Source organism: Rhizobium sp. BG4 (genome assembly GCF_016864575.1).
Lineage (GTDB): Bacteria > Pseudomonadota > Alphaproteobacteria > Rhizobiales > Rhizobiaceae > Rhizobium.
In genome coordinates this window covers 734,243-756,639 of sequence record NZ_CP044127.1, presented here as the reverse complement: position 1 = coordinate 756,639, position 22,397 = coordinate 734,243, and the positions used below count along the sequence as shown (strand labels likewise).

The following is a 22,397-nucleotide window of genomic DNA, read 5'->3' as shown; positions in this document are numbered from 1 at the left end:
GCCGAGTGTGTTAGGTTCGATTTGATCCCGGTTCCTTCTCCGCAGCGCGTCGCGCCCGGATTGCGGCGGCGATAAAGACCCGCGACAGACCGTGGTAAAGCGGTTCACGTGAAAGCAAGCGCGAGGTCACGTAACCGATCATCGACACCGCCATGATCGGGATGACGGCCTGGTGGTCGCCGGTCATCTCCAGGATAATGACGAAGGCCGTCATTGGCGCTTGTACGACGCCTGCGAAGTAACCCGCCATCCCGAGGATTGCTGCAAGGGCGATGCTGGTGCCGAGCAGGGAGCCGACGGTGCTGCCAAGACCGGCGCCGACGGCGAGCGACGGCGCGAAGATGCCGCCGGGTATGCCTGACAGCATCGATAGGAAGCTGGCTGCAAGTTTCTCGACACAGAAGAGCAGGGGCAAGGCATTGCCCTCGACCGCGCCACGCGCCTGCTCGTAGCCGGTGCCGAAGGTGGTGCCGCCGGATGCGATACCGATGACAGCGATTCCCAGTCCGCAGGCTCCCGCAAGTGCCAGCGTGCGCTTCAGCGGTCTCGGTTGCGCCCAGCGGCGGATCTTCTGGCCGAAATGCAAGGCAAAACCGCTAAATGCGGCACCAAGGGCGCCGCCACCCACACCGCAGATCAAAACCAGTCCCCAGTCACGAAGGTCGGTCGGCGCCGCCGAGGCCATACCGAAATAATTGTAGCTGCCCGAAAGCCCGAGTGCGGCCAGACCGGAGAGGATGACGGCGGTCAGCACCAGCCCGTTGGCTCGCGATTCATACGTACGGCTCATCTCTTCGATGGCAAAGACGATACCGGCGAGCGGCGTGTTGAAGGCAGCGGCGATACCTGCTGCCGAACCCGCCAGGATCAGCCCGCGTGCCTGCGCCATGCCGCCAAAGCGGGCGACGGCGAGCATGATCGAAGCGCCCACCTGTACCGTTGGCCCTTCGCGGCCGATCGAGGCGCCGCAGAACAATCCAAGCACTGTCAGTACGATCTTGCCGAAGGCAATCTTCAGCGACAGCAGCCGTGCCCTGTCTTCTGCGTGATGTAAGTGTCGCGCTGCAATTGCCTGCGGAATGCCGCTGCCGCCTGAATTCGGAAACAACGTCGACGCCAGATAGGCCGACAGGATGAAGCCCGCCGGCGTCAGCAACAGCGGCAGCAGGAAGCTTCCTTCAGCGACAGAGTTGAGAGATAGGAATGCGTTTTGCGCCAGATCCGCGAGCTTGGCGAAACCGACGCTTATTACACCGATCGCGAAGGCCCCGCACCAGAACACCAGTCTTGGCTTCCAGAGAGAAAACGAACCCCAAATCACGCGGGAGCGGCGAAGAAGCTTGGAAGGGCGGTAACGGCTTGGCATGGCGGACTCGGTACGTGACGCAGGCAAGAAATCTTCTAACGCCAAAGGCGCCCGGAGATCACCCCCCAAGAATTGAAAATGCGCCGGATCGGGGTTTGTTGCTCCGTGCCGAACCACCGAGCACGTTATACTCAGCGCCTTCGGAAGGGGATCGCCATCCCTCGGCCAGACGACGTTTCCACGATGCAGGCTCTGGTGAAAGACCATTGCCTGACGAAGGCAATCAATCCGGACAGCGAGGAAGGGCGGGACCTCGCGCGCGAGTTGCTGAAGTGCTTTCAGATCGGCGTGACCAATAAAAGCAGACCAATTGAACCGCTCGCGTCCCGCATCTGACGCCGATCGAAGCTTGTGATGTATACGCGTCTACGTCGGTTGCTTCCTATGGCCCGACGCCCTCAGGACGACGGCCCCGGCCACGCCCGATGCAAGCGAGCCCGCAAGGATCCCGATCTTCACGTGATCTTGAGACGACGCATCCGGGAAGGCCAGCAGTCCGATGAACAGGCTCATCGTGAAGCCGATGCCGCAAAGCAGAGACACGCCCGTCATCTGCGACCAGGTCGCCCGCGCCGGAAGCTGCGCCAACCCGGACTTGACCAGAAGCGCCACCGTTCCAAGCACGCCTGCAAGCTTCCCCAGGAAGAGGCCGGCGGCGACGCCGATGGTCACCGGCTCCGCAAGGACGTTTGCCGACGCGCCTGCGAAGGAGACGCCGGCATTGGCGAAGCCGAATATTGGCACGATGAAGAAAGCCACCGGCTTCTGGAGTGCGTGCTCCAGTTTATGGAGCGGTGAGTCCGCGTCCGAGGCTTCGGGCGCGCCGGGGGTGACCTTCAGCGGAATGGCAAGCGCCAGGACGACTCCCGCGAGCGTGGCGTGAATCCCTGACAGGAAGACGGCGATCCATAGGAGAACTCCCAGCGCCAGATAGGCCCAGATGTTCTTCACGCCGGACCGGTTCAGGATCACCAAGTTTCCGATCAAGACGGCTGCGACGGCAAGTGCAAGAACGTTGATGTCTGCCGTATAGAAAATGGCGATGACGATCACCGCGCCGAGGTCGTCGATGATCGCCAGCGCCGCCAGGAAGATCTTCAGCGAGGCGGGCACCCTATCCCCGAGAAGGGAAAGGACGCCGAGTGCGAAGGCGATGTCGGTCGCGGTTGGAATCGCCCATCCTCTCAAGGTCGACGTGTCTGAAAGATTGAAGGCGATGTAGATCAGTGCGGGCAGCACCATTCCGCCCGCTGCAGCGGCGCCTGGAAGAATTCGTCTGCTCCAGCTCGACAGTTGTCCGTCCAGCATTTCCCGCTTGATCTCAAGGCCTACCAGCAGGAAGAAGGCGCTCATGAGGGCGTCGTTGATCCAGTGCTGTAGACTGAGCGGGCCGAGGTAGACATGCAGGGCGTGGAAGTAGACGTCTGCGGCGGGAGAGTTTGCGACGACGATCGCCAGCACGGCCACCGCCATCAGGATCAGGCCGCCCGACGCCTCGCTATCGAGAAACTGACGCAGCGTGGACTTGATGCGGCCTTGGATCGTTTTCGACACGGGTTCGCTTCTCCGATGAAGGTTGATCTCAGTCTCCGTCAATAAGGGGAATCCCCGGCGCACGCAGCACACGCGTGTCTCATAAGTAAGGACTGGATATGGGTTTGCCTAGTGAAATCGACAGGCGCGCCCGTTCTGACAAAGGCTTGAACGGCACGTCAGGCGCCTTACTTGTCGATCAGCAGCCTGAACCGGGCCGTGCATTCCGTCTCTTCCCATAGGAGGTCGCTAATGCGTCCCTCTCAAACGATATTGCTTGCCGTCACAGCAGTCGCGATCGCCGGACTGCTATACTTGGCTTTCTCCGTCGGCCATACCGTCGCCCCGCCACCCGTCTAGGAAGCGAGATGGAATGAGGCTCAAAGCCGAACCACCCAGCGACGCCGGCGGCGCCGACCGCAATTTGCCCCAGTGCAAGGAGGACCAGAGCGCGATCACTTATAGACGCCACTTATTTCTGACATGCATGCGTCTTCCACTCAAAATTGCGTTTCCCTTCCTTAGCGTGAAGCGTTAGACGCCTGCAAAGCGCGTGTGGCGGCTTCCCCGGCGCCGGCCCCTGTGCGGGAATGCTTGAAGGACGTCTCCGGCGGTCGGCTGTTAGTGGGAGGTCTTTTCAGCTGCTGGAGGCTTATCTGTAAGTATGGTTCGCCGGGCGAGTGCACCCAAGGTGAGACCCTGGACGATGATGCTGAACAACACCACCGCATAGGTGGAGGAGAGAATGGCGAGCTTGGCCGGGCTCTCCGGAACAGACAGGGCCAGCGCAATGGAGATGCCACCACGGATGCCCGCCCAGGTGAGGAATGGCACGTTCCTGGTCGACATCATATCGCTCGACCAAGCAGCCATGGCGGGCGCGCCGACGGCGATCAACCGAGCAAACAGAACAAGGGGGATGGCGACGGCCGCTATCTCCAGGGATCGTGTGTCGAATTTCAGGACGAGTACTTCGAGCCCGATCAGCAGGAAGAGAACCGAGTTGAGGATCTCGTCGATCAGCGTCCACAACCCGAACAGATAGGTCTGGGTGCGATCACTCATGGCCTTGCGCGGTCCGTGGTAGCCAATCAGCAGGCCCGCAGCGACCACGGATAACGGTCCGCTGACGTGAAGGCGATCGGCGATCGCGTAAGTGGCTGTGACAAGGGCAAGCGAGATCAGGACCTCGACCGAATAGTCGTCGATCAGGCGCATAGCCCAGTAAGCAATACCCCCGGTAACGATGCCAAGCAGGAGACCGCCGCCGCCTTCCACGAGAAGGAGTTTGATAATCGACCCGGCGGTGATGGTGCTGTCATGACCCTGCGTCGCAAACAGCAGCATCACGGTGAACAGAACAATCCCGATACCGTCATTGAAGAGTGATTCGCCCTGCATTTCGACCTCAAGATTGGCAGGCACCTTGACGTTCTTGAGGGTTGCCAGAACCGCCACGGGATCCGTAGGGCTGATGAGGGCGCCGAATACCATCGACCAGGCCAGCGGCATCTCGAGTCCGAACAGTTTTGCGATGAGCCAGAAACCGACGCCAACAATAGCGGTGGACACGATCGTTCCGAACAGGGCGAGGATAGCCACAGGCGCAGCGCGGTCGCGCATCCTGCCCAGATCGACATGCAGCGAGCCGGCAAACAGCAGAAATGCGAGCATCCCGTTCATCACCACTTCGGTAAAGTCGATCCGAAGCAAGGCCTGGGTCAGCGGCTCGAAGAGGTGCCGCTTGGGATAAGCGGCGTCGACGGCGACAAGGATCAACGACGCCCCCACACTCATCACCAGAAGGCCGATCGTGTTCGGCAGCGGCAGGTACTTGTGGTTGATCCAGCCGAGGGCGGCCGATAGAGTCAAGAGAATGGCGGAGAGTTCAAAGATCGACACATCTACCCCGAGTGATCTGTGGTTTCTATCCGGAAGCGCGGATTGGCCGGAGACCGAACGCGCTTTTGCCGATCGAGAGCACGTTCGTCGCCGAGGATGGCACAACGTACAGCTTAAAGGCATTGGCGAACGGCAGACCGATGCCGCTCATTCCGGTTCTCCATCGGAATATACGTGGCATTCGTATTGAATTGATCGATTTTTCTGATAGGTGAGCGGTGTCCCTGCTGCAGTCATTGCGGAAATGCTTGGGCTGGTCCATCCGGTTTTGAACGAAACCGCGGTCCGGGCGAACTGGGGTTCTGCAGGCGGTCTTGGCGCGCCAAACCCTGAAGCGCTCTGCCGAGTCTCACGATGGAACTTCGATGCCCTAAGACAGGGTTTCGCATTGAAACGCGCACTACCCAATACCAAACGCGGCGTCACTCTCGGGTGTAGCGACCTCACGCCGTCGATGGAGGGCCGTCCGACCGCGGCCTGCGAGGAGCAGATCCAGTTCATCCCTCGAATTGCCGAAGCGCTCGATAAGCCGGCGGGCCTCGTGCCTGCTGACGCCGTACTGCCGGCGGAGCGACGCGATGTTGTGGATCGCTTCCGGCTCATTTTGACCGTCTGTGGTTTCGTCCTGGGGCTCGCTCATGTCAAAACTGCCTTTATTATCATCCAGACGGCCATCGCGACCATCATGAGGTTTTCGGTCAGGGATATGAATCCCAAGGGAACGTTGCTGTCGCCACCAAGGCACGCGCACTTCAACTCGCGCTTCTCGACGTAGACCGCCTTGAATACTGAACAGGCGCCGATCGTACCGATGGCCAGTGCGACCGGCGAGGCGATCAGGGCCAACATCCCGCCTGCGATCATCAGCACGCCCGCGAAGGCTTCGGCGAATGGATAGATATAGGCGTAGCGAACCCAGCGCCGAGCCAGGAGATCGTAGCCGAGGAACATGTTCGTGAAACTCTCCAGGTCGCGCAGCTTTAGGATCGCCAGCTCGCACATGCTGAAGGCGGCAAACCACTCGACCGTGCGAAGCGATGCCAGAGTCCCGGCAGCACAGCCAGCTGCAATCGCCATCGATGCGGTCATCGCAAATACTGCCACGACCGGCACGTAGGAAGTGGCGTCCGGATCCTTTAGAGGATCGCCAAAGAAATTGCGAAGGTCGTCGTACCCACCGACGGGTCTGCCGTCGATGAAAATCTGCGGTGTGGTGCCAACGTCCTGGTCAGCCTTGAAGCGATCCGTTTCTTCACGGGTCCTGAGCCAGTGGTCCTCGACCCGATATCCTTCGCGTTGCAGCAGGTCGAGCGACTTGAGACCGAACGGACAGATGTGGTCCTTCATGACCATGCGGTAGATGACGGCCTTCTTGACCGGCGTCGCCATGAGCATCACGATGCTCCCGCACCGCGGGTTGACGTACGGTGGATCAGAAGGTCCGCGTCTTCGTAGGCCCACCGCGCGAACGCGTCCAACGTTTCCGACCGGGTAAAGGAAACGCCGAAGACGCTCACGCTGTAGTCGACGACGCCGCAGTCGATCCTCGCGACATATCTGCGATTGCGGCCGCCACGCGCGACGTAAGAATGGTTCGGCCTGATGAGGGTAGGCTGCATCTGCGTACTCCCTTTATCAAAAGATAATGGAGAGGCGCCCTTGCGGTTCCGCGATCCGCAAAATTTATATCACGTCATGATGAAGGTGCTTCAAAGATAGAACAGGACATAAACAGATCCGCCATAGATGCTCGCGCACATGATGGCTGCTCCGGCGAGAAAAAGCTTCACGTCCATCCCGTCAACCTCAGTTGACCGCCTGCTGGGTCTGCATTTGCGACACGACTTGGGGCGCTTCTGCGGGGATCGACGCGACAGCGAACATGACGGCGACATAGGCTGCGAATACCGTTGAAATGAAAGCCGTCTTCGTCATCGTATCATCCTTTATATCATGTGATGACATTCTTTAACGCTTCGACCATATTGTCAATCCTGAATACAGGCTGAACAAAACTGGGAGGAGGGGGCGATGACGGCCGAGAAAATATTGATTGTGGAGGACGACGCCATCCTGGCCGCCGATCTTCGCGACATAGTGACAAGCTTCGGCTACGAGACGTCCGGCGTCGCCGATAGTTTCGAGACCGCTCAAGCGCTCGCTCCGTTCAGCGATATCGCGCTTGTCGATGTCAAACTTCGAGACGGTGCAACGGGTCCCAGGGTTGGACATTATCTGGCAAGCGAGTTCGGGTTGGCAGTCGTGATGGTGACTGGCAATCCCGAGGCCATTCAAACCGGACTTCTGGGCGTCGTGGGCGTGATATCCAAGCCAGTTCATCCGCCGATGATAGGCAAGGTCCTGACCTATCTGCAGGACATCCGAAAAGGCGGCCGTGGCATTCCCCCGGGGGGATTACGACTATTAGACTGAGCTGGCAAGGGCAGGGGTATAGCGATGAAAGACATGCGCGCCGAACTCGGCCTTTGGGTCGGTCGGATCGAAACCATACTCATCGATCGGGGAGTGCTCGATGAAAAAGGACAGCTTGCCGTCGGGATAGGGCGTTCTTTCCCGCAGGAGGTAGAGGAGATTCTCGACGGCTTCATAGAGAATCCAATCGAGTTGATTGGTTTCCTGAGGATTTCGCGCGATGCGCGCGATGGAATGCCGCTGTCGCCGGCAGTCCTGACGGCGGCACATCTCATGGCGAAGGAGGTCTTGAACGTGTTGCAGCGCTCGGAATTCGATCGATAGACAGGAGCCCGGCTCGTTCAAAAAGTCATTGCCACGATCCATACGAGGACACCTATCCCGAGGATCGCGCCAATGCCGACCGTGCCATAGTTGGGTTCGTGATCCATGCCTCGTCCAGCTCACTGGCCAAGCGTGCCTGAGCGATCAAACCATACGCCGAGGAGAGTAACGAAAGACACGATCGCCAGAAAACCGGCTCACGGCGAGCAGCAGGACGCTCGGTATCTTCTTGATATCCGGCTCCGGCGGCGGCGGCCCAGGATTGAACTCCCTGATAACGGCGACGACGAAACAGAAAGCGCTGAAGACGACCAGAATCGTCCCCGTCGTGACAATGAGGATTTCCGGAACGACGTCCGCCAAGAGTGCTTTCGCTCCTATCCCGCTGGCAAGCGCCGTTAAGCCCGTTCGCATCCAGGCAGCATAGGTGCGTTCGGCGGCATAGATCGTGCGGTCGGCGGCAAGCACTGTGCGCCGGTCTGGTCCGGCCTCATCGCTGCGCTGGCTCATGCTGCCAAGCCTCCTGTCCCCCGCCGGGCGCCCATCATGGCTCGGCCTCTATCCTGACGGGTATCGATTTAGAGGCCGGCGTCTTCGAAAGCTCGTCGTGATGATCGATCGCATTAAGAACGTTGCACTCCGGATAGTAGGAACAGATCGTCCCCTTCGGCAGGGCGTGCTGTGTTACGACTAGACCGCCGAGCTCTCGCCGCCTGCCGTCCTCGAAGTCGCTGACGAGCCGCACTGTCTGTCCGGGCGCGAGGCCGGCTTCGGCGATGTCTTCGGCGCACATGAGGACGACATCGCGCGTGCCCTCGATCCCGCGGAATCGGTCGGAATATCCATAGATCGTCGTGTTGAACTGGTCGTTCGATCGCATCGTCAACAGTCGGTAACGGCCAGGTCTGTCGGGGAAGGACAGCGAGTTCAGTTGATCGGGCGTTGTGAAGACCGCCTTCTTTTCCGGGGTCTTCCAGATGCGGTCGTGCGCCGCGTTGCCACGATAGAAGCCGCCGGGTTCGTTGAGCCGCTCGTTGTACTTCGCGAAATCTTCCGGGTAGGTCTTCTCGATGAGGTCCCGCACGAGGGAGTAGTCGCCGGTCCAGTCGTCCCATGTCACTTTGGGATTTACGGGAAGGGTCGCCTTGGCGATCCCGGCAATGATGGCGAGTTCACTCTTCAGGTGCTCCGAGGCCGGGCTGCGCTTGCCGATCGAGCCGTGGATGTGGGAGAAGCTGTCCTCGATGGAAATATATTGGTTTCCGGTCGCCTGATCGTCTACCTCCGAGCGCGAGAGACATGGCAGGATATAGGCCGCCTTTGCCGGAAAGAGATGGCTTCGATTGAGCTTGGTCGAGACCATCACGGTCAGTTCCTGCTTCGCCCATGCGACTTCCATGTCCCTCTGGTCGGGACGGCCCGAAGCAGATTGCCGCCGAGCGATACGAAGCCCTTGACGTGACCGCTCATCAAGCCCTTCACCGCGTCGACCATATGGGTGCCATCCTCCGTCGGCGGATCGAAATCGAAAAGTTCCTTCAGCTTGTCCATCGGAACCAGCTTGGTCTTTTCTGCGATGCCGACCGTACGCTGGCCTTGGACGTTAGAGTGGCCGCGCACGGGACAGACGCCTGCGCCTTCGCGCCCGATGTTGCCCCGCAGCATCAGCAGGTTGGCCAGCATCGCGATGTTGAGCGCGCCCTTCGAATGCTGTGTGAGGCCCATGCCGTATACGCCGATGACCCTCTCGGCCTCGACATATATTTGACCGGCCCGGCGGATGTCGGGCTCGGTTAGACCGCTCTCGCGCTCGATGTCGGACCAGGATGCCGTCCGGACACAGTCGACGAACCGGTCGAAGCCCGTCGTATGCTGCTCGATGAACTCGACGTCGAGGATGCGTTTAAGACCGAGCGTCTTGGCGTCGTCGTCGGCCTCGACCACCACCTTGCAGAGGCCAAGGATTGCCGCGACATCGCCGCCGCTTTGCACCTGCAGATATAGATCGGAAATTACCGTCTCTTCGCCTGTCAGCATTTGGCGCGGGCTCTGCGGATTGACGAAACTGACAAGGCCCTGCTCGATCACCGGATTGAAGGTGACGATCTTCGCCCCACGCTGCTTCGCCTCCTGGAGAGGGTGCAGGAAGCGTGGGCTGTTGCTTCCAGGATTCTGCCCGAAGAAGAACAGGCAGTCGGTCTTTTCCAGATCGTCCCAGACCACGGTACCCACCGGCGAGCCGATCACCTTGGTCAGGCCGACCGACGTCGTCTCGTGACACATGTTGGAGCTTTGCGGGAGGTTGTTGTTGCCGTAGAGACGTGCGAGCAGAGCATAGAGATAGGAGGCTTCGAGACCGGCATGGCCGGAGGAATAGAAGACGACCTCCTTTGGTTCTAGGCGCTTCAGCACGGCGCCGATGCCGGAAAACGCCTCTTCCCAACTGACTTCGACATAGCGATCCGTGTCGGCGTCGTAGCGCATCGGATGCGTAAGGCGTCCGGCCATTTCGAGGTCGTGATCTTTCCAGTCGCGAAGTTCCAGGACCGTGTGGTCGTTCCAAAAGTCGGGCTTGCACCGTGCCGAGGTCGATTCCCACAACGTCGCCTTCGCCCCGTTCTCGCAGAACCCAAAGGGATGGTAGTTTGCCGGCTTCGGCCAGGCGCAGGAAACGCACATGAAGCCGCCAGGCTTGTTCTGCTGCTTCAGGGTTTCGAGGACCGCCGGATTGGAAAGGGTCTCGCCGTAAATGCGCGCGATCGATTTCACCGATCCCCAGCCGCCGGCCGGTCCTTCGGATGCAGGGTCAGTCAGATGCTCGTTCATGAAAACCTCCACGCCGTAGGAAATGCAAACGCGCGGGCGATGCATCGGTTTCCAGGTGGCGAACTTTTAATGCGGGACGCTATCGATGTATGCTTCGATTGTTTGAGCGCCCGTGCAAAGGCGGAAGGCCCGCCCATAATGACGTCAAGGCTGATGCGCCGACGAGCGACCACGCCCAGAGGGTTTTTGAGGGGCGATAGGGTGCCGACCAGCGTTCTGCGTCCGCGATAGCTGTTATCCTGGTTTTATATCATGTCATGATACAAGAACGAAGTTGGAGATCAATCACGACGTGATAAAAAACTTTGACGGCGTCAGGCGAGCTCGGTGACCTGTCGCAGGCGGGAGAGGGATTCCGCCAGCAGCGGCTCGTTTTCGAGCATGCCATCGACGTGGATGCGGGCAAGTGCTTCAAGGACCTCCCGCCCTTTCGAGGTCAGGCTAATCATGACGCTGCGCTTATCGTCCTCCGCCGGGATACGCTCCGCCAAGCCAGCGGAACACATGCGGTCGACGAGCTGGACGGCGCCATGGTGATGCATCAGCAACTGCTCGGCGAGATCTCGAAGCCTGATCTGACGATGAGGGGTGGACCGCACCACGAGGAGGGCCTGATATTGTGGAGACGTGACGCCCGCTTCCGCAAGCGCGGCCTCGCTGAACGCCAGGAAGCGCCGCATTGCGAGCCGGAAGCCGGCCAGACCTTCATAGACTTGATCGCTCAGGGCCGCTGATTTTGAACGGGACATCGAAAAGACCTTATATGTGTCATGGTATGATATAATCGGCATGGCCACGCTGAGATAACGGTTCGCGGGCCGGTGGAGTCTGTGCGGGAGACGCTGCAAAGCAGCGGCATCGAGTCGATGCTCGCGAACCATAATCTCACCAAATACGCGTGACGACTGTGCCAAATTCGTGACGCCCCTGCATTTTGTGCGTGGGGTGGCTCGTCCTGCGATGCCAACGGAAATCAGTGCTCGTGACGGGTCTACTGCCGTTTGCTTGTGACCAAAAGCGCTGCAGCACTAAGCGGCCGTACCGAGCACAAGCAAAGCAGTCATGGCACCCTCTGGTCGGGCGGCGAGATCCGCCCTGATGACCTTTTCTACCGCAGCGACCGTTTCGAACAGAAGGCCCGGGGATCGCTCCTCGATCTCGCTGCGAAGCGGCGTGCCCTCGCAGAATGCCGCCGCGATCGTGCCGGCGTCCGGTGCTGTCGATGTCAGCTCGACGCGATCGCAGGAGACGGCCGAGAATCCTGCCGCCGACATCTGCGCTCGGATGACATCCTGATCGTAGTATGAATACGGCAGCCGGCGCAGGAACGACGGTGGGTCTGCAGGAAACAGCCTCGCCAGTGCCTCGTCCACGGCCCTGGCGAAGTCGTTGTCGTGAAGCCAGTCCCAGGTGCAAAACAGGAACCTGCCGTTCTTGCGCAGAACCCGCGCAGCTTCGCGAAACGCTGCCACCTTGTTCTGATAAAACATGACGCCGAACTGCGAGACGACCAGATCGAACATTTGCGGCCCGAAGGGCAGCTTACCAGCGTCGGCCTCCAACCAGTGGACCTCCAGCCCCTCGGTCGCCCTGCGCCCCTCAGCTGCCATGGCCGGGCTGATATCAGTCGCCACGATTTCAGCGGTTGGCATGCGAGAGCGAAGCGCGCGTGTCAGGACGCCGGTGCCGGCTGCGACTTCGAGGATGTTTGCTGGACGGGATCGGGCGGCATACTCGACCATGTGCACGGCATAGGGATCGAAGAGGATCGGAGAGAGTAACGTTTCGTAGCTGGAAACGAGGCGATCGTTGAACGTCGGATTCAACCAGCCGGAGGTCTGCTGCGTCTCGATCATACCAAACCTCCGCGATCAGTGGAACGTGGGCACTGCGACACGAGAAGCGCTGATTCCGTCGAGAACCGCAATCAGTTTCTCGAACTCGATTAAGATGCCGAGGAGCTCTGCTGTGTCCATTGCTGCAATCTCGTCCAGAGACGTCTTGACGGACGCAATGAGGGTGTCGATCCAGAAGCGTTTGTCCGGCCGCACGCCCTCAAGCGCCGTCGTGCGGTAGGCTTCAAGCTGTCCGAGTATTCGCTCGATCAGGCCCAGGCGGCTCTGACGATCAAGCTGTGGCAGAACAAGGCACGCATCACGGATATCGGTCGCCAGCGTCATTCGGGTCCTCCCCAGGGCAGATCAACAGCTAACACAACCGTCGCGTTTGATCATCCGGACTTTGGTCCGGGATCGCAGCTTGGTCCGCATCCGTACAAAGCGCGGCCGATCAGGTCCCCGAGCCGCAATCGTCTATCAGTCAGAAGCACCGTCCGGCATTACAGGCTTCCGAAAGTGCCCGCGACAACTGGGTCTGACTGAACGGCTTCGACAATCGGACGACATCGCTCAGAAGCTCGGCCCCCTCGGGAAGCTCGGCGTAGCCTGTCGCTAGAATCAATGGAAGGCTCGGATACTGCTGCCTTACGCGCCTGCAGAGCTCTGCGCCGGTCATGTGGGGCATGGCATGGTCCGTGATCACGACAGCAGGGAGCTCACCACTATCCAATATCGTCATGGCCTCCGCCCCGGAGGACGCCTGCATGGTTTCCATGCCGAGATCCTCAAGTAAGAGGACTGTGTTCATGAGCACCAGCGCGTCATCATCGACCACCAGGACCGTCATGGCGGTTGGCGCGGGATCAAACACGGTCTCGGGGGTAGAAGCGGCCAATGTCGACGGCTCCCCTGACACCGGAAGCCAAAGCTCGGCTGTCGTGCCGACACCCGGTTTAGACTTCAGCACCAGTTGTCCGCCGCACTGTGCCATGAGCCCCTGGACCATCGCGAGACCCAATCCTGTGCCCTTGCCGACGCCTTTCGTCGTGAAGAATGGTTGGCTGGCATTTGCGAGTGTCTCTGCATCCATCCCCTCTCCCTGATCGGCAATCGAAAGGCAGACGTAGTCGCCTGTCGCGAGCGAGTTAGCACTGCCTGTTGTCACATACCGCCGCTCCGCCGTGATGGCGATTTCGCCACCATCCGGCATTGCATCGCGCGCATTCACGACGAGGTTGAGGAGCGCACTCTCCAACTGATTGGCGTCGGTAAGCACGGGGGGAAGATCAGCTGGAAACGCGGTGTTGATGACAACCTCCGGGCCGATCGTTCGACGCATCAGGTCTGCCATCCCGCCGACAAGGTCGGGAACGCGTAGCGAGTCGATCTTCAGCTCTTGCCGCCGTGCGAACGCCAGAAGCCGTTGCGTCAACGTTGCGCCGCGCTGGGCGCCCTGAATGGCATTTTCGATGAGGTCTAGGACGTCCGGCCTGACGGCTCGCTTCCTGGCAATCTCGAGGCTGCCCAGGATCGCCGTCAGGAGATTGTTGAAGTCGTGGGCCAAGCCGCCTGTCAGCTGCCCGACCGCCTCCAATTTGTGAGCCTGAACCATGGCCTCCTGAGCCGCGCGCTTTTCGCTGATATCGCGCGTGATCTTGGCGAAGCCGATCAGGTTCCCGTCAGCGTTTCGGATCGGATCGACGATGACGTTCGCCCAAAACTTGGATCCATCCTTGCGCAGCCGCCATCCCTCACGCTCGAAGCGACCGTCGGCTTCAGCGATCCTGAGCGCCTCTTCCGGGAAACCCTTTGCGCGGTCTTCCTCGGTATAGAAGGTCGAGAAGTGGCGACCGATGATCTCGGCCTCGGAATATCCTTTCAGCCGCTCCGCTCCCGGGTTCCAACTCGTGATGTTGCCTGCCGGGTCCAGCATGTAGATTGCATAATCGGTGATTGCTTCGATCAGCAGGCGGTAGCGCTGCTCAATGCTGGGGTTTGGTCCCTGTGTCATTCGACTGCAATCTTCCCGGTAAAAAATCGTGAACTGCAAACCCGTGGTTACCCCACGCTATCTAGTGCGTCTATCAAAATGCGCCACGGACCTTGGTCGAATTGATGCATTTTAATCATTGGAAAGAGACTTCATTTGCCATTGGTTGGCAGGACGCTGGACAAACAGGGAGCAAACACCAGCTTGTAGCTACACGTATCCAAAAAGGGCAAAGATGCCCGTCCAATCCAATAATGACTTAGTTAACACCTGCGACGAAAAGTGATGACGGACCTTCTTGATAAGCTGGAACGCCTCAGGGCTCCCGCACTACTGGTTGGCGCGGACGACCTGATTATCTTCGCGACCGCAAGTGCGCAGGATATTCTTCTCGACGTCGATGTGACGGACATGCCGGCAGCAAGCTTCCTGTGTGACTGGGATCGCTGCCGCGAGCTGCGCGCCAATCCGGAAACGAAGACCGTGGAAGTGTTTCTCCGGAGTGGACAGTACCGGTCGATGTCGGCTGCCGTCTTCAATACGAAGTTTCGCAGGAGACCGGTGTCGGGGGTCGTGCTGTTTCCAGATAGCCAGAACGCCTCGTGCACTCCGTTCCGGAGGCGCTCTTAGCCGCCCAATACGTGTTTGGTCGCACAGCCGACCTGGCGGGCAAGTCCGCCAGATCATCATCATCCGACATCAGCTCGCCCACGAGACGTTTCCGTTCGTCTTCGCGAAGACCCGCCATTCATGGTCGAACGTGAACCTGCCGCACATGCCCTTACGCTCTCCCGCTTCTGAGGCCCGCCAGATCGCGTTCCAGATCACGATTTGCGAGCTCCGAAAGCATGAGGTTGTCCGCCAGCTCCACGAGTGCGGCCCAAACTTCTTCCGGTGTCCAACCCGCGTCAACGCCCGCCAAAGCAACCGCGGCCACGACGTCGTCCTGGCTTCCTGACACCGCAGGAAACGGTCGGGATGCCCGTCGGCGGGAGGGGAAGGGATACGGTCCATGGCGGTGAACTGTCTTGCCCAATCTCGGCGTCAAGGGACCCGTCTTGCGAACGTCGCCGGCATCTTCGTGAGACGATCGCTTTTCCGTCAACTCTCCTGGCGCGTCCAGACCTTGCAGATGGCTGTTTCCGTTTGCCGGTACGTCTTGAAGCCCATGCGCTCGTAGTAAGCCTGGGCGACAGCGTTCGCGTTGCCTATGAAAGCTTCGATTTTCGTCAGTCCCGTACTGATCGCAGCCTGCTCACTCGCCGCAAATAGTCTGGTTCCGACGCCGCCTCGTGCGGCATCCGGTGAAACGTGCGTACCAATGATACCCCAGCCGGCCGGCGTGCCGTACGGATTGCCATCGACGGCGCGGATCAGGGACTGGAACCCGAGGATGATACCGTCGTCGTCTTCGGCAAGAGTGCAGCATATGCTCAGCGGATTGTCGACATAGTGCTCCCGAACGTAGTCGATCTCTGCCGGCATCGTTCGCTTGCCGGCCTCGACCAGATTTTCGAGAAGTTCGCTCATCGCGTCCACGTCGCTGCTGGTCGCTTCCCTGACTTTCATCGACACGCTCCAGCGCTAAGTCAGGCGCCGCGGACGCCCTCGGCCCGTGACTTGCCGGTCCGGCGATCCTGGCCCACCTCGTAGGAAACCCTCTGGCCATCCCGCAGAAGCGTCGAACCCTGCACTGCGCTCACGTGAACGAACACGTCCTGACCGCCTTCGTCCGGTGTGATGAAGCCAAAGCCCTTTTCCTGGTTGAAAAACTTGACCGTGCCGTAAGCCACTAGCGATCCCCCTGATGTCGCGCAGGCATTTCATAGCCTCTCAACAAGTGGGCCGCAACAGGGGTACAGTCGCAACAAGGAGGCGGCCAAGCGATGAACCGGAAGAAAGGCAAAAGCGCGCCCAGGCAAGCAAGGGCACCGACGAGGAGGACAAAGCGAAGCGTCGGAGCGCAGGAAGAACGGCTGCCCGTGCCGAGCGACGATCTCTCACCCCTCGCTCGGCCTATGGCGACAACCGCTTTCGGCCTTGTCGTCGTCACCGAGGTCACCGGCGAACTCGTCGATCCGGAAGAGATCGCCGAATATCAGCCGTGGTGACTTATGGTCACCTCAGGCTCGATGGCCTGGTTTGCAGGGCATCTCCGAGTTCCAGCTGCACATAATCCGCCCCGGCTAAGCGGCGGTTGACTTCTTCCATATATCCATTATTCTGGATATATGGAAAGCAGAAGCGCAATAGCGGCCCTTGCGGCCTTGGCCCAGAACACCCGCCTGGAGACGTTCCGTCTGCTCGTGCGGCACGAACCGGAGGGAATTCCGGCAGGTGAGCTCGCACGGCTCCTCGATGTCCCGCAGAACACAATGTCGGCGCATCTTGCGACGCTTTCCCGTGCAGGGTTGGTGAGGAGCGAGCGCCAGAGCCGATCAATCATCTACCGGGCCGACCTGAACGGCTTGCGCGACCTGACACTATTCCTGCTGAAGGATTGTTGCGGCGGATCGACGGAGCTTTGCGCTCCTTTGATCGCAGAACTGACGCCGTGCTGCGCGCCGGGGGCGACCCCATGCTGAGCGTGATCGCATTGCACGAAGTGGCCGGTAGCGACGCTCGTCTTCGCGAAGCGCTCCGTGCGGCGGATCTCCCAACCGATGACATTGAAGACGATGGCCGCGCATTCTTTGAAGCAGCCTCAGGCGACGGCCAAACGATCGGATATGCCGGCCTCGAACGCTGCGCCGGCGATTGTCTGCTGCGGTCTGTTGTCGTTCTGCCGGCACATCGGGGTCATGGGGTCGGCCGAGCCATCGTCGAGGCAACGCTGCGCGACGTCGATGGCAATGTCTTCCTCGCGACCACTAGCGCCGCCCCGTTCTTCTCCGCCATCGGGTTTTCCGAAGTTCCTCGGGCCGAAGCCGGCTGCGGTGATGGCGACCCGCCAACTATCATCCATTTGCCCATCGTCGGCGACCATCATGAAGCTCAACAGGCCTCCGATGACCACGGACCACGACCATGACTGACAAGACCGATAACGTGCTGTTCCTCTGCACGGGCAATTCCGCTCGCTCTATTCTCGCCGAGTCCATCCTTAACAAGGAGGGTGGCGGCAGGTCTAAAGCCTATTCCGCCGGCAGCCAGCCGAAGGGCGAGGTCAATCCACACGCGCTGAAGGAGTTGGAAACGCTCGGCTACTCATCGACGGGTATCTCGTCGAAGAGTTGGGACGTGTTCGCCGAGACAGGTAGCCCGGAGATTGATTTCATCTTCACCATCTGCGACAGCGCAGCCGGCGAAGCGTACCCGGTATGGATTGGCCATCCGATGACCGCCCATTGGGGCGTCGACGATCCCGCGGCCGTCGTCGGAACTGAAGTTGAGATCCGGCGTGCCTTCGCCCAAGCTGCCCGGTTTCTGAAGAATCGGATCACCGCCTTCCTCAACCTAGCCGTCGCCTCGATCGACCGCCTGCCCCTCGAGCAGCACGTTCGCCAGATCGGTTCATTGGAAGGCGCATCGGTCAAATCCCCGAAGGCCGAGTAAGATGTCGACATTTGGACGATACCTGACTGTTTGGGTCTTCCTCTGCATCGCCGTCGGCGTTGCTCTTGGTCACCTGATGCCCGGCGTCTTCCAGGTCATCGGGGGCGCCGAGATTGCCAAGCTCAACATCCCGGTCGCGGTCCTTATTTGGCTGATGATCATCCCTATGCTGCTGAAGGTCGATTTCCGGTCGTTGGCGCGGGTCGGCTCCTACTGGCGCGGGATCGGCGTCACGCTGATCATCAACTGGGCGATCAAGCCATTCTCCATGGCTTTGCTGGGATGGCTTTTCGTCGGCTGGCTATTCCGACCCTATCTGCCGGCCGACCGGATCGACTCTTATATCGCAGGCCTGATCATCCTTGCCGCAGCACCTTGCACGGCCATGGTCTTCGTCTGGTCGAACCTGACGCGGGGTGAGCCGCTGTTCACCCTCTCGCAAGTGGCCTTGAACGACGCGATCATGGTCGTCGCCTTCGCGCCGATCGTCGGCGTGCTGCTCGGTCTCTCAGCCATCACCGTGCCGTGGGCGACGCTTGCCCTGTCGGTCGCGCTCTACATCGTGGTTCCCGTCATCATCGCCCAGGTGCTGCGGAACTACTTGACAGCCGACGGCGCAACAGGCGCGCTCGATCGCTTGCTTGCGAATCTGCATCCGCTATCGCTCGTGGCGCTGCTCGCCACGCTCGTGCTTCTTTTCGCCTTCCAGGGCGAGCAGATCATCGCTCAGCCGGCCATCATAGCGTTGTTGGCCGTGCCGATCCTGATCCAGGTCTATCTTAACTCCGGACTGGCCTACCTCTTGAACCGCATGGCAGGCGAGCGTCACTGCGTCGCGGGGCCGTCAGCGCTCATCGGTGCCAGCAACTTCTTCGAACTTGCGGTTGCCGCCGCCATTAGCCTCTTCGGGTTTCAGTCGGGCGCGGCACTCGCCACCGTCGTCGGTGTCCTGATCGAGGTGCCCGTAATGCTATCGGTCGTCTGGATCGTGAACCGCTCGAAGGGTTGGTACGAGGCATCGCCCGCCGTTTCCCGCAACACCACCATCGAAAGGCCCTGACCATGGACGCCACCATCTATCACAATCCGGCCTGCGGCACGTCTCGCAACACGCTGGCGCTGATCCGTGCCGCCGGGATCGAACCCACCGTCATCGAGTACCTGCAGAACCCGCCCTCGCGCGAGCAGCTCTCGAAGATGATCGCAGATGCCGGCCTGACGGTCCGCGAAGCGATCCGTGAGAAGGACACGCCCTATGCGGAACTCGGCCTCAACCATCCGGGCCGAACGGATGAGCAGTTGCTGGACGCGATGATTGCCACCCCGATCCTGATCAACCGGCCACTCGTCGTCACGCCGCTGGGCACCCGGCTGGCTCGCCCGTCGGAGATCGTGCTCGACATCCTGCCTGCCGACGCCTTCAAAGGACCGTTCACGAAGGAAGACGGCGAACAGGTCCTCGACCGGGAAGGAAAGCCCATTGTCTGAGACATTTCCCGCTTTGCAGGACGACCATCTTCAGCCCATCGCACCGGAATCTCTGCAGCCGGCATTCTCGACTCACAAGCCGAGAATCCTGATCCTGTATGGATCGCTACGGGAAGTGTCCTATAGCCGCCTCCTTGCATTCGAAGTCCGTCGGCTGCTTGAACGCCTCGGATGCGAGGTTCGGATATTCGATCCGGCGGGATTGCCGCTCCCGGACGAGGCACCCGTCAGCCATCCCAAGGTTCAGGAACTGCGCGACCTTTCCCTATGGTCGGAAGGCCAGGTGTGGATCAGCCCGGAGCGCCACGGCGCGATGACCGGCATCATGAAGGCGCAGATCGACTGGATCCCGCTGTCGCTCGGCTCCGTCCGTCCGACGCAGGGCAAGACGCTGGCGGTGATGGAGGTCTCCGGCGGTAGCCAGTCCTTCAACGCTGTGAACCAGTTGCGCATCCTCGGCCGCTGGATGCGGATGATCACCATTCCCAATCAGAGCAGCGTTGCGAAGGCGTTTCAGGAATTCGACACCGATGGCCGGATGAAACCATCTTCCTACTATGACCGCGTCGTCGATGTCTGCGAGGAACTGGTGAAGTTCACGCTCATGACCCGCGATGCCTCGTCCTACCTCACCGACCGATATAGCGAGCGGAAGGAAGAAGCAGCCGAGCTGGAGAAGCGGGTTTCGCTCAAGTCGATCTGACGCATCAAGCCGTCGCGGTGGCAGGCTGCTGGCAGGACGCTGCCACCGCGACGAATGCCGCGATGCTGATCGCCCCGAGACATGCGTGTGCGACGAGGGCGCCGCTCAGCCCGAGATTCTCCATGGCCGCCGCGAACACGAAGGGCGCGCCGGCGCCGACCGCCAGACGGGCGGCCGCCATCTTACCTGTGATCGCACCATATCCGTCCGATCCGAAGAGATAGAGCGGCAGGCTCCCCTGCGCGATGCTGTTGATGCCGGAACCGAGCCCGAGGCAAATGGCGAAGGCGACCGCACCTGGCAGCCAGTTGCCTGTCATCAGCAGGACCAGGACGCCGAAGACAATCAGCACGGCCGAGAGGACGGCAAGCCCTGGCGGCGACAGGTTCTTCCCAAACACCATGTTGATCAGGCGGCTCAGCACCTGCGCCTGCCCGAACAGCGAACCAATCACGACGGCGGTCGCACCCAGCCCGATCGATCCCAGCATCGGCACCATATGGGCAAGGATCGCGGCAAGCGTGAAGCCGAGGAGCGCGAACGCAAATGAGACCATGACCATGGCGCGGCGGCGTGCATGCGGCGGGATTGCGCCGATGACCGTCTCGCGCTGCCGGATGGATGTTTCGCCTGCCTTCTTTCCGAGGCTTCGGATCCAGAAGTGCAGCAGCATACAGAGAAACAGGTTCAACGCTGCAAAGACGAGGTAGATCTCCCGCCAGGACAGATAGGCGGTGAGCGTGGCCGATATCGGCCGGAAGATCGTCGAGGCAAAGCCGCCGATTAGCGTCAGATAGGTGATGCTGCGTAAGGCTGTGCGGGGATCGCTTTCGACCAGTGCTGCGAATGCCGCTTGATACTGGACCATGCCGGACGAAACCTCGAGTAGGATGATAGCGACGGCGAAGATCGCGACCGAGGGCGACCAGGCGCATAGGGCGAGCGTGACTGCGGCAAGGGCCGAGCCGTTCGTCATGATCGTCGCGGCGCCGATCTTGTCTGCTTGCCGATATAGGTGGCCGACAGGCCACCGATGAACAGTGACACGGAGAAGACGCAAAAAACTTCCGCCAGCGACAAGCCGAGATTGGCCGCCATGCCGGACGCCAGGATGCTGAAGCTGTAATGGGTGCCGTAACCGATGAACTGCGTCACGCCCAGAGCCGAGACGAGCCCGGCCGGAATTTTCGAGCTACGCAACGACGTCATCCTTGCCGGCCGGGATGCAGCAGTCATAGAACCGAGGTACACAGCGATGCTCAAGACAGATAACTCTGCGCTCGCCGGTAAGCGAGCACTCGTGACGGCGGCCGCTCGCGGCATCGGTGCCGCCGTGGCGTTATAGCTTGCCGAAGATGGCGCCGACGTTGCCGTAACTTTCGAGAAGTCCTCCGAATACGCCAGTGCCGTTATCGCGGAGATCCACGCGATGGGCCGCAAGGCTGTTGCCATTCAAGCAGACCCCGCGCTTGCCGAATCTGCGACGGCTGCCGTCGAGCAAGCAGTCGAGGAATTTGGCGGGCTCGACATTCTGGTCAACAACGCCGGAGTCCTATTCGCAGGCTATTTCTCGACGCAGCCGCTGCGAGAGATTGACCTCGTCGGCGGTCTCGCAACGAGCTACAAGTCGACCGACCGGGCGTGCGGATTCCATTGCGACGGACGCTAAGCGCTCATCCAGATGGCTTGTGCGAGCCAGCGTATCACTGCGCTGAGCCACAACGCCTAGCAGCCAATATCAAGCGCGCCTCCGACAGCCTAGGAGTTGCCGATGTTTCTCTAAGGCAATGGCTCCGCCATCTCGTTCAACTGCCGCTGCAGGCGTCCTCTGGCATCGTTGACGGTCTGGCAGGTTATCTCGTCAACTGGCCATTTTGGCGCGGAGAGCAACGGCCGGCTGGTCAACGTCAGATCCCCGCAAGGATTGATCACTGACTGATCTCACACCGTCTCCGTTTCGGCGATCGCGTCCGTCGCGCGCTTTGGGGTGGGCGTGACGAGATCGGCTCAGGTTGCAATCCCGAGAGAGCACAGGTTGGAGCGTTCCCAACGGCCTACATGGTCGATAGCGCTTCTGGGAGTAATGACTTTGTCGGACAGGAGACAGACAGGTTTGCCAGGCCATTAATCCCCTCGTCGCCCCACGAGGGCTTTAATCGGGATTAAAATCATGAAGCTGAAACTCATCGCTGCACTTGCAATGTCTGCTGCAACTCCGGCCGTCGCCTTCGCCAGCCCGAGCTGCACAACGGAACCGAAGTCCAAATGGATGTCCGAGGACGCCATGAAGGCCAAGATCGATGCGCTTGGTTACAAGGTCAAGACGTTTGAGATCACCGGCAGCTGCTACGAGATCTACGGCAAGGACAAGGACGGCAAGCGCGCCGAAGTCTACTTCAACCCGGTGTCCGGCGAGATCGTTCAGAAGGGTGATTAGCC

The 22,397-nt window shown here is 60.3% G+C and carries 25 protein-coding genes and 3 pseudogenes; 12 read left to right on the top strand and 16 right to left on the bottom strand.

The genetic code is table 11. The features are described 5' to 3' along the window. Positions 1 to 10: 10 nt before the first annotated feature. Positions 11 to 1,366, bottom strand: coding sequence for a chloride channel protein (locus tag F2982_RS31320; RefSeq protein ID WP_203431376.1), 1,356 nt, complete (start codon positions 1,364 to 1,366; stop codon positions 11 to 13). Between the two features lie 183 nt (positions 1,367 to 1,549). Here F2982_RS31320 and F2982_RS31315 point away from each other — a divergent pair, with 183 nt between their 5' ends. Continuing rightward, a complete protein-coding gene (locus tag F2982_RS31315) occupies positions 1,550 to 1,702 on the top strand; it encodes a hypothetical protein (RefSeq protein WP_246777704.1) in 153 nt (50 codons plus the stop codon). A gap of 30 nt (positions 1,703 to 1,732) precedes the next feature. On the opposite strand, the gene nhaA is transcribed toward F2982_RS31315, so the two are convergent. From nhaA to F2982_RS32150, 6 genes are all read right to left on the bottom strand, one after another. After that, complete coding sequence (gene nhaA, locus F2982_RS31310; RefSeq protein ID WP_203431375.1) at positions 1,733 to 2,920, bottom strand: Na+/H+ antiporter NhaA; 1,188 nt, start codon at positions 2,918 to 2,920, stop codon at positions 1,733 to 1,735. Positions 2,921 to 3,520: 600 nt separating this feature from the next. Next, positions 3,521 to 4,801 carry a sodium:proton antiporter gene (locus F2982_RS31305; RefSeq protein WP_246777703.1) on the bottom strand — a complete coding sequence of 427 codons (1,281 nt, stop codon included), beginning with the start codon at positions 4,799 to 4,801 and terminating at the stop codon, positions 3,521 to 3,523. 25 nt (positions 4,802 to 4,826) lie between these two features. Continuing rightward, positions 4,827 to 4,952, bottom strand: a complete 126-nt coding sequence (locus F2982_RS32155) for a hypothetical protein (RefSeq protein WP_281438229.1) — start codon at positions 4,950 to 4,952, stop codon at positions 4,827 to 4,829. Between the two features lie 249 nt (positions 4,953 to 5,201). Continuing rightward, the gene (locus F2982_RS31300) at positions 5,202 to 5,441 is read right to left on the bottom strand and encodes a hypothetical protein (RefSeq protein ID WP_130279783.1); all 240 of its coding nucleotides are present in this window, start codon (positions 5,439 to 5,441) and stop codon (positions 5,202 to 5,204) included. Next, a complete protein-coding gene (locus tag F2982_RS31295) occupies positions 5,438 to 6,196 on the bottom strand; it encodes a glutaredoxin (protein ID WP_130279782.1) in 759 nt (252 codons plus the stop codon). The genes F2982_RS31300 and F2982_RS31295 overlap by 4 nt, the downstream gene beginning before the upstream one ends. A gap of 411 nt (positions 6,197 to 6,607) precedes the next feature. Then, a complete protein-coding gene (locus tag F2982_RS32150; RefSeq protein WP_281438228.1) occupies positions 6,608 to 6,736 on the bottom strand; it encodes a hypothetical protein in 129 nt (42 codons plus the stop codon). Positions 6,737 to 6,832: 96 nt separating this feature from the next. Between F2982_RS32150 and F2982_RS31290 the strand changes: the two genes are divergently transcribed. After that, positions 6,833 to 7,234 (top strand): response regulator, encoded by a 402-nt coding sequence (locus tag F2982_RS31290; protein ID WP_130279781.1) that lies wholly within the window; start codon positions 6,833 to 6,835, stop codon positions 7,232 to 7,234. A gap of 24 nt (positions 7,235 to 7,258) precedes the next feature. Next, positions 7,259 to 7,558, top strand: coding sequence for a hypothetical protein (locus tag F2982_RS31285; protein WP_203431373.1), 300 nt, complete (start codon positions 7,259 to 7,261; stop codon positions 7,556 to 7,558). Positions 7,559 to 7,702: 144 nt separating this feature from the next. On the opposite strand, the gene F2982_RS31280 is transcribed toward F2982_RS31285, so the two are convergent. The 6 genes and pseudogenes from F2982_RS31280 to F2982_RS31255 form a co-directional block, all read right to left on the bottom strand. Next, positions 7,703 to 8,068 (bottom strand): DUF202 domain-containing protein, encoded by a 366-nt coding sequence (locus F2982_RS31280; protein ID WP_246777702.1) that lies wholly within the window; start codon positions 8,066 to 8,068, stop codon positions 7,703 to 7,705. A 34-nt stretch (positions 8,069 to 8,102) separates the two neighbouring features. Next, positions 8,103 to 10,384 (bottom strand): annotated as a pseudogene (locus F2982_RS31275) (FdhF/YdeP family oxidoreductase). Between the two features lie 314 nt (positions 10,385 to 10,698). Next, positions 10,699 to 11,133 (bottom strand): MarR family transcriptional regulator, encoded by a 435-nt coding sequence (locus F2982_RS31270; protein WP_112717566.1) that lies wholly within the window; start codon positions 11,131 to 11,133, stop codon positions 10,699 to 10,701. 279 nt (positions 11,134 to 11,412) lie between these two features. Then, on the bottom strand, positions 11,413 to 12,240 hold the full coding sequence (locus F2982_RS31265) for a class I SAM-dependent methyltransferase (protein ID WP_112717192.1): 828 nt from the start codon (positions 12,238 to 12,240) through the stop codon (positions 11,413 to 11,415). Between the two features lie 15 nt (positions 12,241 to 12,255). Next, positions 12,256 to 12,564, bottom strand: a complete 309-nt coding sequence (locus F2982_RS31260) for a hypothetical protein (protein ID WP_148194953.1) — start codon at positions 12,562 to 12,564, stop codon at positions 12,256 to 12,258. 139 nt (positions 12,565 to 12,703) lie between these two features. Next, positions 12,704 to 14,233 (bottom strand): PAS domain-containing sensor histidine kinase, encoded by a 1,530-nt coding sequence (locus F2982_RS31255; protein ID WP_112717188.1) that lies wholly within the window; start codon positions 14,231 to 14,233, stop codon positions 12,704 to 12,706. Positions 14,234 to 14,497: 264 nt separating this feature from the next. On the opposite strand from F2982_RS31255, the gene F2982_RS31250 reads away from it, so the two are divergent. Beyond that, positions 14,498 to 14,842, top strand: coding sequence for a hypothetical protein (locus tag F2982_RS31250; RefSeq protein ID WP_203431372.1), 345 nt, complete (start codon positions 14,498 to 14,500; stop codon positions 14,840 to 14,842). 471 nt (positions 14,843 to 15,313) lie between these two features. Here F2982_RS31250 and F2982_RS31245 read toward each other — a convergent pair whose 3' ends face one another. Together F2982_RS31245 and F2982_RS31240 are read right to left on the bottom strand one after the other, a co-directional pair. After that, positions 15,314 to 15,781, bottom strand: coding sequence for a GNAT family N-acetyltransferase (locus F2982_RS31245; RefSeq protein WP_203431371.1), 468 nt, complete (start codon positions 15,779 to 15,781; stop codon positions 15,314 to 15,316). 20 nt (positions 15,782 to 15,801) lie between these two features. Next, complete coding sequence (locus F2982_RS31240; RefSeq protein WP_112717180.1) at positions 15,802 to 16,005, bottom strand: cold-shock protein; 204 nt, start codon at positions 16,003 to 16,005, stop codon at positions 15,802 to 15,804. 438 nt (positions 16,006 to 16,443) lie between these two features. Here F2982_RS31240 and F2982_RS31235 point away from each other — a divergent pair, with 438 nt between their 5' ends. From F2982_RS31235 to arsH, 6 genes are read left to right on the top strand one after another with little or no spacing between them, the layout of a single operon-like run. Further along, positions 16,444 to 16,797, top strand: coding sequence for a helix-turn-helix transcriptional regulator (locus tag F2982_RS31235; protein ID WP_148194956.1), 354 nt, complete (start codon positions 16,444 to 16,446; stop codon positions 16,795 to 16,797). Continuing rightward, positions 16,791 to 17,243 carry a GNAT family N-acetyltransferase gene (locus tag F2982_RS31230; protein WP_246777701.1) on the top strand — a complete coding sequence of 151 codons (453 nt, stop codon included), beginning with the start codon at positions 16,791 to 16,793 and terminating at the stop codon, positions 17,241 to 17,243. Before F2982_RS31235 ends, F2982_RS31230 begins: the two co-directional genes overlap by 7 nt. Further along, entirely contained in the window at positions 17,240 to 17,767 is a 528-nt protein-coding gene (locus tag F2982_RS31225) for an arsenate reductase ArsC (RefSeq protein WP_203431370.1), read from the top strand. Before F2982_RS31230 ends, F2982_RS31225 begins: the two co-directional genes overlap by 4 nt. 1 nt (position 17,768) lies before the next feature. Beyond that, the gene (gene arsB / locus F2982_RS31220) at positions 17,769 to 18,827 is read left to right on the top strand and encodes an ACR3 family arsenite efflux transporter (RefSeq protein ID WP_203431369.1); all 1,059 of its coding nucleotides are present in this window, start codon (positions 17,769 to 17,771) and stop codon (positions 18,825 to 18,827) included. A 2-nt stretch (positions 18,828 to 18,829) separates the two neighbouring features. Continuing rightward, positions 18,830 to 19,255 (top strand): arsenate reductase (glutaredoxin), encoded by a 426-nt coding sequence (gene arsC, locus F2982_RS31215; protein WP_203431368.1) that lies wholly within the window; start codon positions 18,830 to 18,832, stop codon positions 19,253 to 19,255. Next, entirely contained in the window at positions 19,248 to 19,958 is a 711-nt protein-coding gene (gene arsH / locus F2982_RS31210) for an arsenical resistance protein ArsH (RefSeq protein ID WP_162708705.1), read from the top strand. Before arsC ends, arsH begins: the two co-directional genes overlap by 8 nt. Before the next feature lie 4 nt (positions 19,959 to 19,962). Here the strand turns inward: arsH and arsK are convergent. Next, a pseudogene (arsK, locus tag F2982_RS31205) lies at positions 19,963 to 21,167 on the bottom strand (arsenite efflux MFS transporter ArsK). A gap of 46 nt (positions 21,168 to 21,213) precedes the next feature. Between arsK and F2982_RS31200 the strand changes: the two are divergent. Then, positions 21,214 to 21,522 (top strand): annotated as a pseudogene (locus F2982_RS31200) (SDR family NAD(P)-dependent oxidoreductase); the annotation flags it as partial. A 606-nt stretch (positions 21,523 to 22,128) separates the two neighbouring features. Next, the gene (locus tag F2982_RS31195; protein ID WP_112717164.1) at positions 22,129 to 22,395 is read left to right on the top strand and encodes a PepSY domain-containing protein; all 267 of its coding nucleotides are present in this window, start codon (positions 22,129 to 22,131) and stop codon (positions 22,393 to 22,395) included. The last annotated feature ends 2 nt before the right edge of the window (positions 22,396 to 22,397 follow it).

Bases quoted from the DNA above. Each gene is read 5' to 3' on its own strand.
- arsB (WP_203431369.1), top strand. From the start codon at position 17,769: ATGTCGACATTTGGACGATACCTGACTGTTTGGGTCTTCCTCTGCATC.
- F2982_RS32150 (WP_281438228.1), bottom strand. From the start codon at position 6,736: ATGACGAAGACGGCTTTCATTTCAACGGTATTCGCAGCCTATGTCGCC.
- F2982_RS31315 (WP_246777704.1), top strand. From the start codon at position 1,550: ATGCAGGCTCTGGTGAAAGACCATTGCCTGACGAAGGCAATCAATCCG.
- F2982_RS31295 (WP_130279782.1), bottom strand. From the start codon at position 6,196: ATGCTCATGGCGACGCCGGTCAAGAAGGCCGTCATCTACCGCATGGTC.
- F2982_RS31250 (WP_203431372.1), top strand. From the start codon at position 14,498: ATGACGGACCTTCTTGATAAGCTGGAACGCCTCAGGGCTCCCGCACTA.
- F2982_RS31320 (WP_203431376.1), bottom strand. From the start codon at position 1,366: ATGCCAAGCCGTTACCGCCCTTCCAAGCTTCTTCGCCGCTCCCGCGTG.
- F2982_RS31255 (WP_112717188.1), bottom strand. From the start codon at position 14,233: ATGACACAGGGACCAAACCCCAGCATTGAGCAGCGCTACCGCCTGCTG.
- F2982_RS31245 (WP_203431371.1), bottom strand. From the start codon at position 15,781: ATGAAAGTCAGGGAAGCGACCAGCAGCGACGTGGACGCGATGAGCGAA.
- arsC (WP_203431368.1), top strand. From the start codon at position 18,830: ATGGACGCCACCATCTATCACAATCCGGCCTGCGGCACGTCTCGCAAC.
- F2982_RS31285 (WP_203431373.1), top strand. From the start codon at position 7,259: ATGAAAGACATGCGCGCCGAACTCGGCCTTTGGGTCGGTCGGATCGAA.
- F2982_RS31235 (WP_148194956.1), top strand. From the start codon at position 16,444: ATGGAAAGCAGAAGCGCAATAGCGGCCCTTGCGGCCTTGGCCCAGAAC.
- F2982_RS31265 (WP_112717192.1), bottom strand. From the start codon at position 12,240: ATGATCGAGACGCAGCAGACCTCCGGCTGGTTGAATCCGACGTTCAAC.
- F2982_RS32155 (WP_281438229.1), bottom strand. From the start codon at position 4,952: ATGAGCGGCATCGGTCTGCCGTTCGCCAATGCCTTTAAGCTGTACGTT.
- F2982_RS31270 (WP_112717566.1), bottom strand. From the start codon at position 11,133: ATGTCCCGTTCAAAATCAGCGGCCCTGAGCGATCAAGTCTATGAAGGT.
- F2982_RS31260 (WP_148194953.1), bottom strand. From the start codon at position 12,564: ATGACGCTGGCGACCGATATCCGTGATGCGTGCCTTGTTCTGCCACAG.
- F2982_RS31290 (WP_130279781.1), top strand. From the start codon at position 6,833: ATGACGGCCGAGAAAATATTGATTGTGGAGGACGACGCCATCCTGGCC.
- F2982_RS31230 (WP_246777701.1), top strand. From the start codon at position 16,791: ATGCTGAGCGTGATCGCATTGCACGAAGTGGCCGGTAGCGACGCTCGT.
- F2982_RS31300 (WP_130279783.1), bottom strand. From the start codon at position 5,441: ATGAGCGAGCCCCAGGACGAAACCACAGACGGTCAAAATGAGCCGGAA.
- F2982_RS31195 (WP_112717164.1), top strand. From the start codon at position 22,129: ATGAAGCTGAAACTCATCGCTGCACTTGCAATGTCTGCTGCAACTCCG.
- F2982_RS31225 (WP_203431370.1), top strand. From the start codon at position 17,240: ATGACTGACAAGACCGATAACGTGCTGTTCCTCTGCACGGGCAATTCC.
- F2982_RS31280 (WP_246777702.1), bottom strand. From the start codon at position 8,068: ATGAGCCAGCGCAGCGATGAGGCCGGACCAGACCGGCGCACAGTGCTT.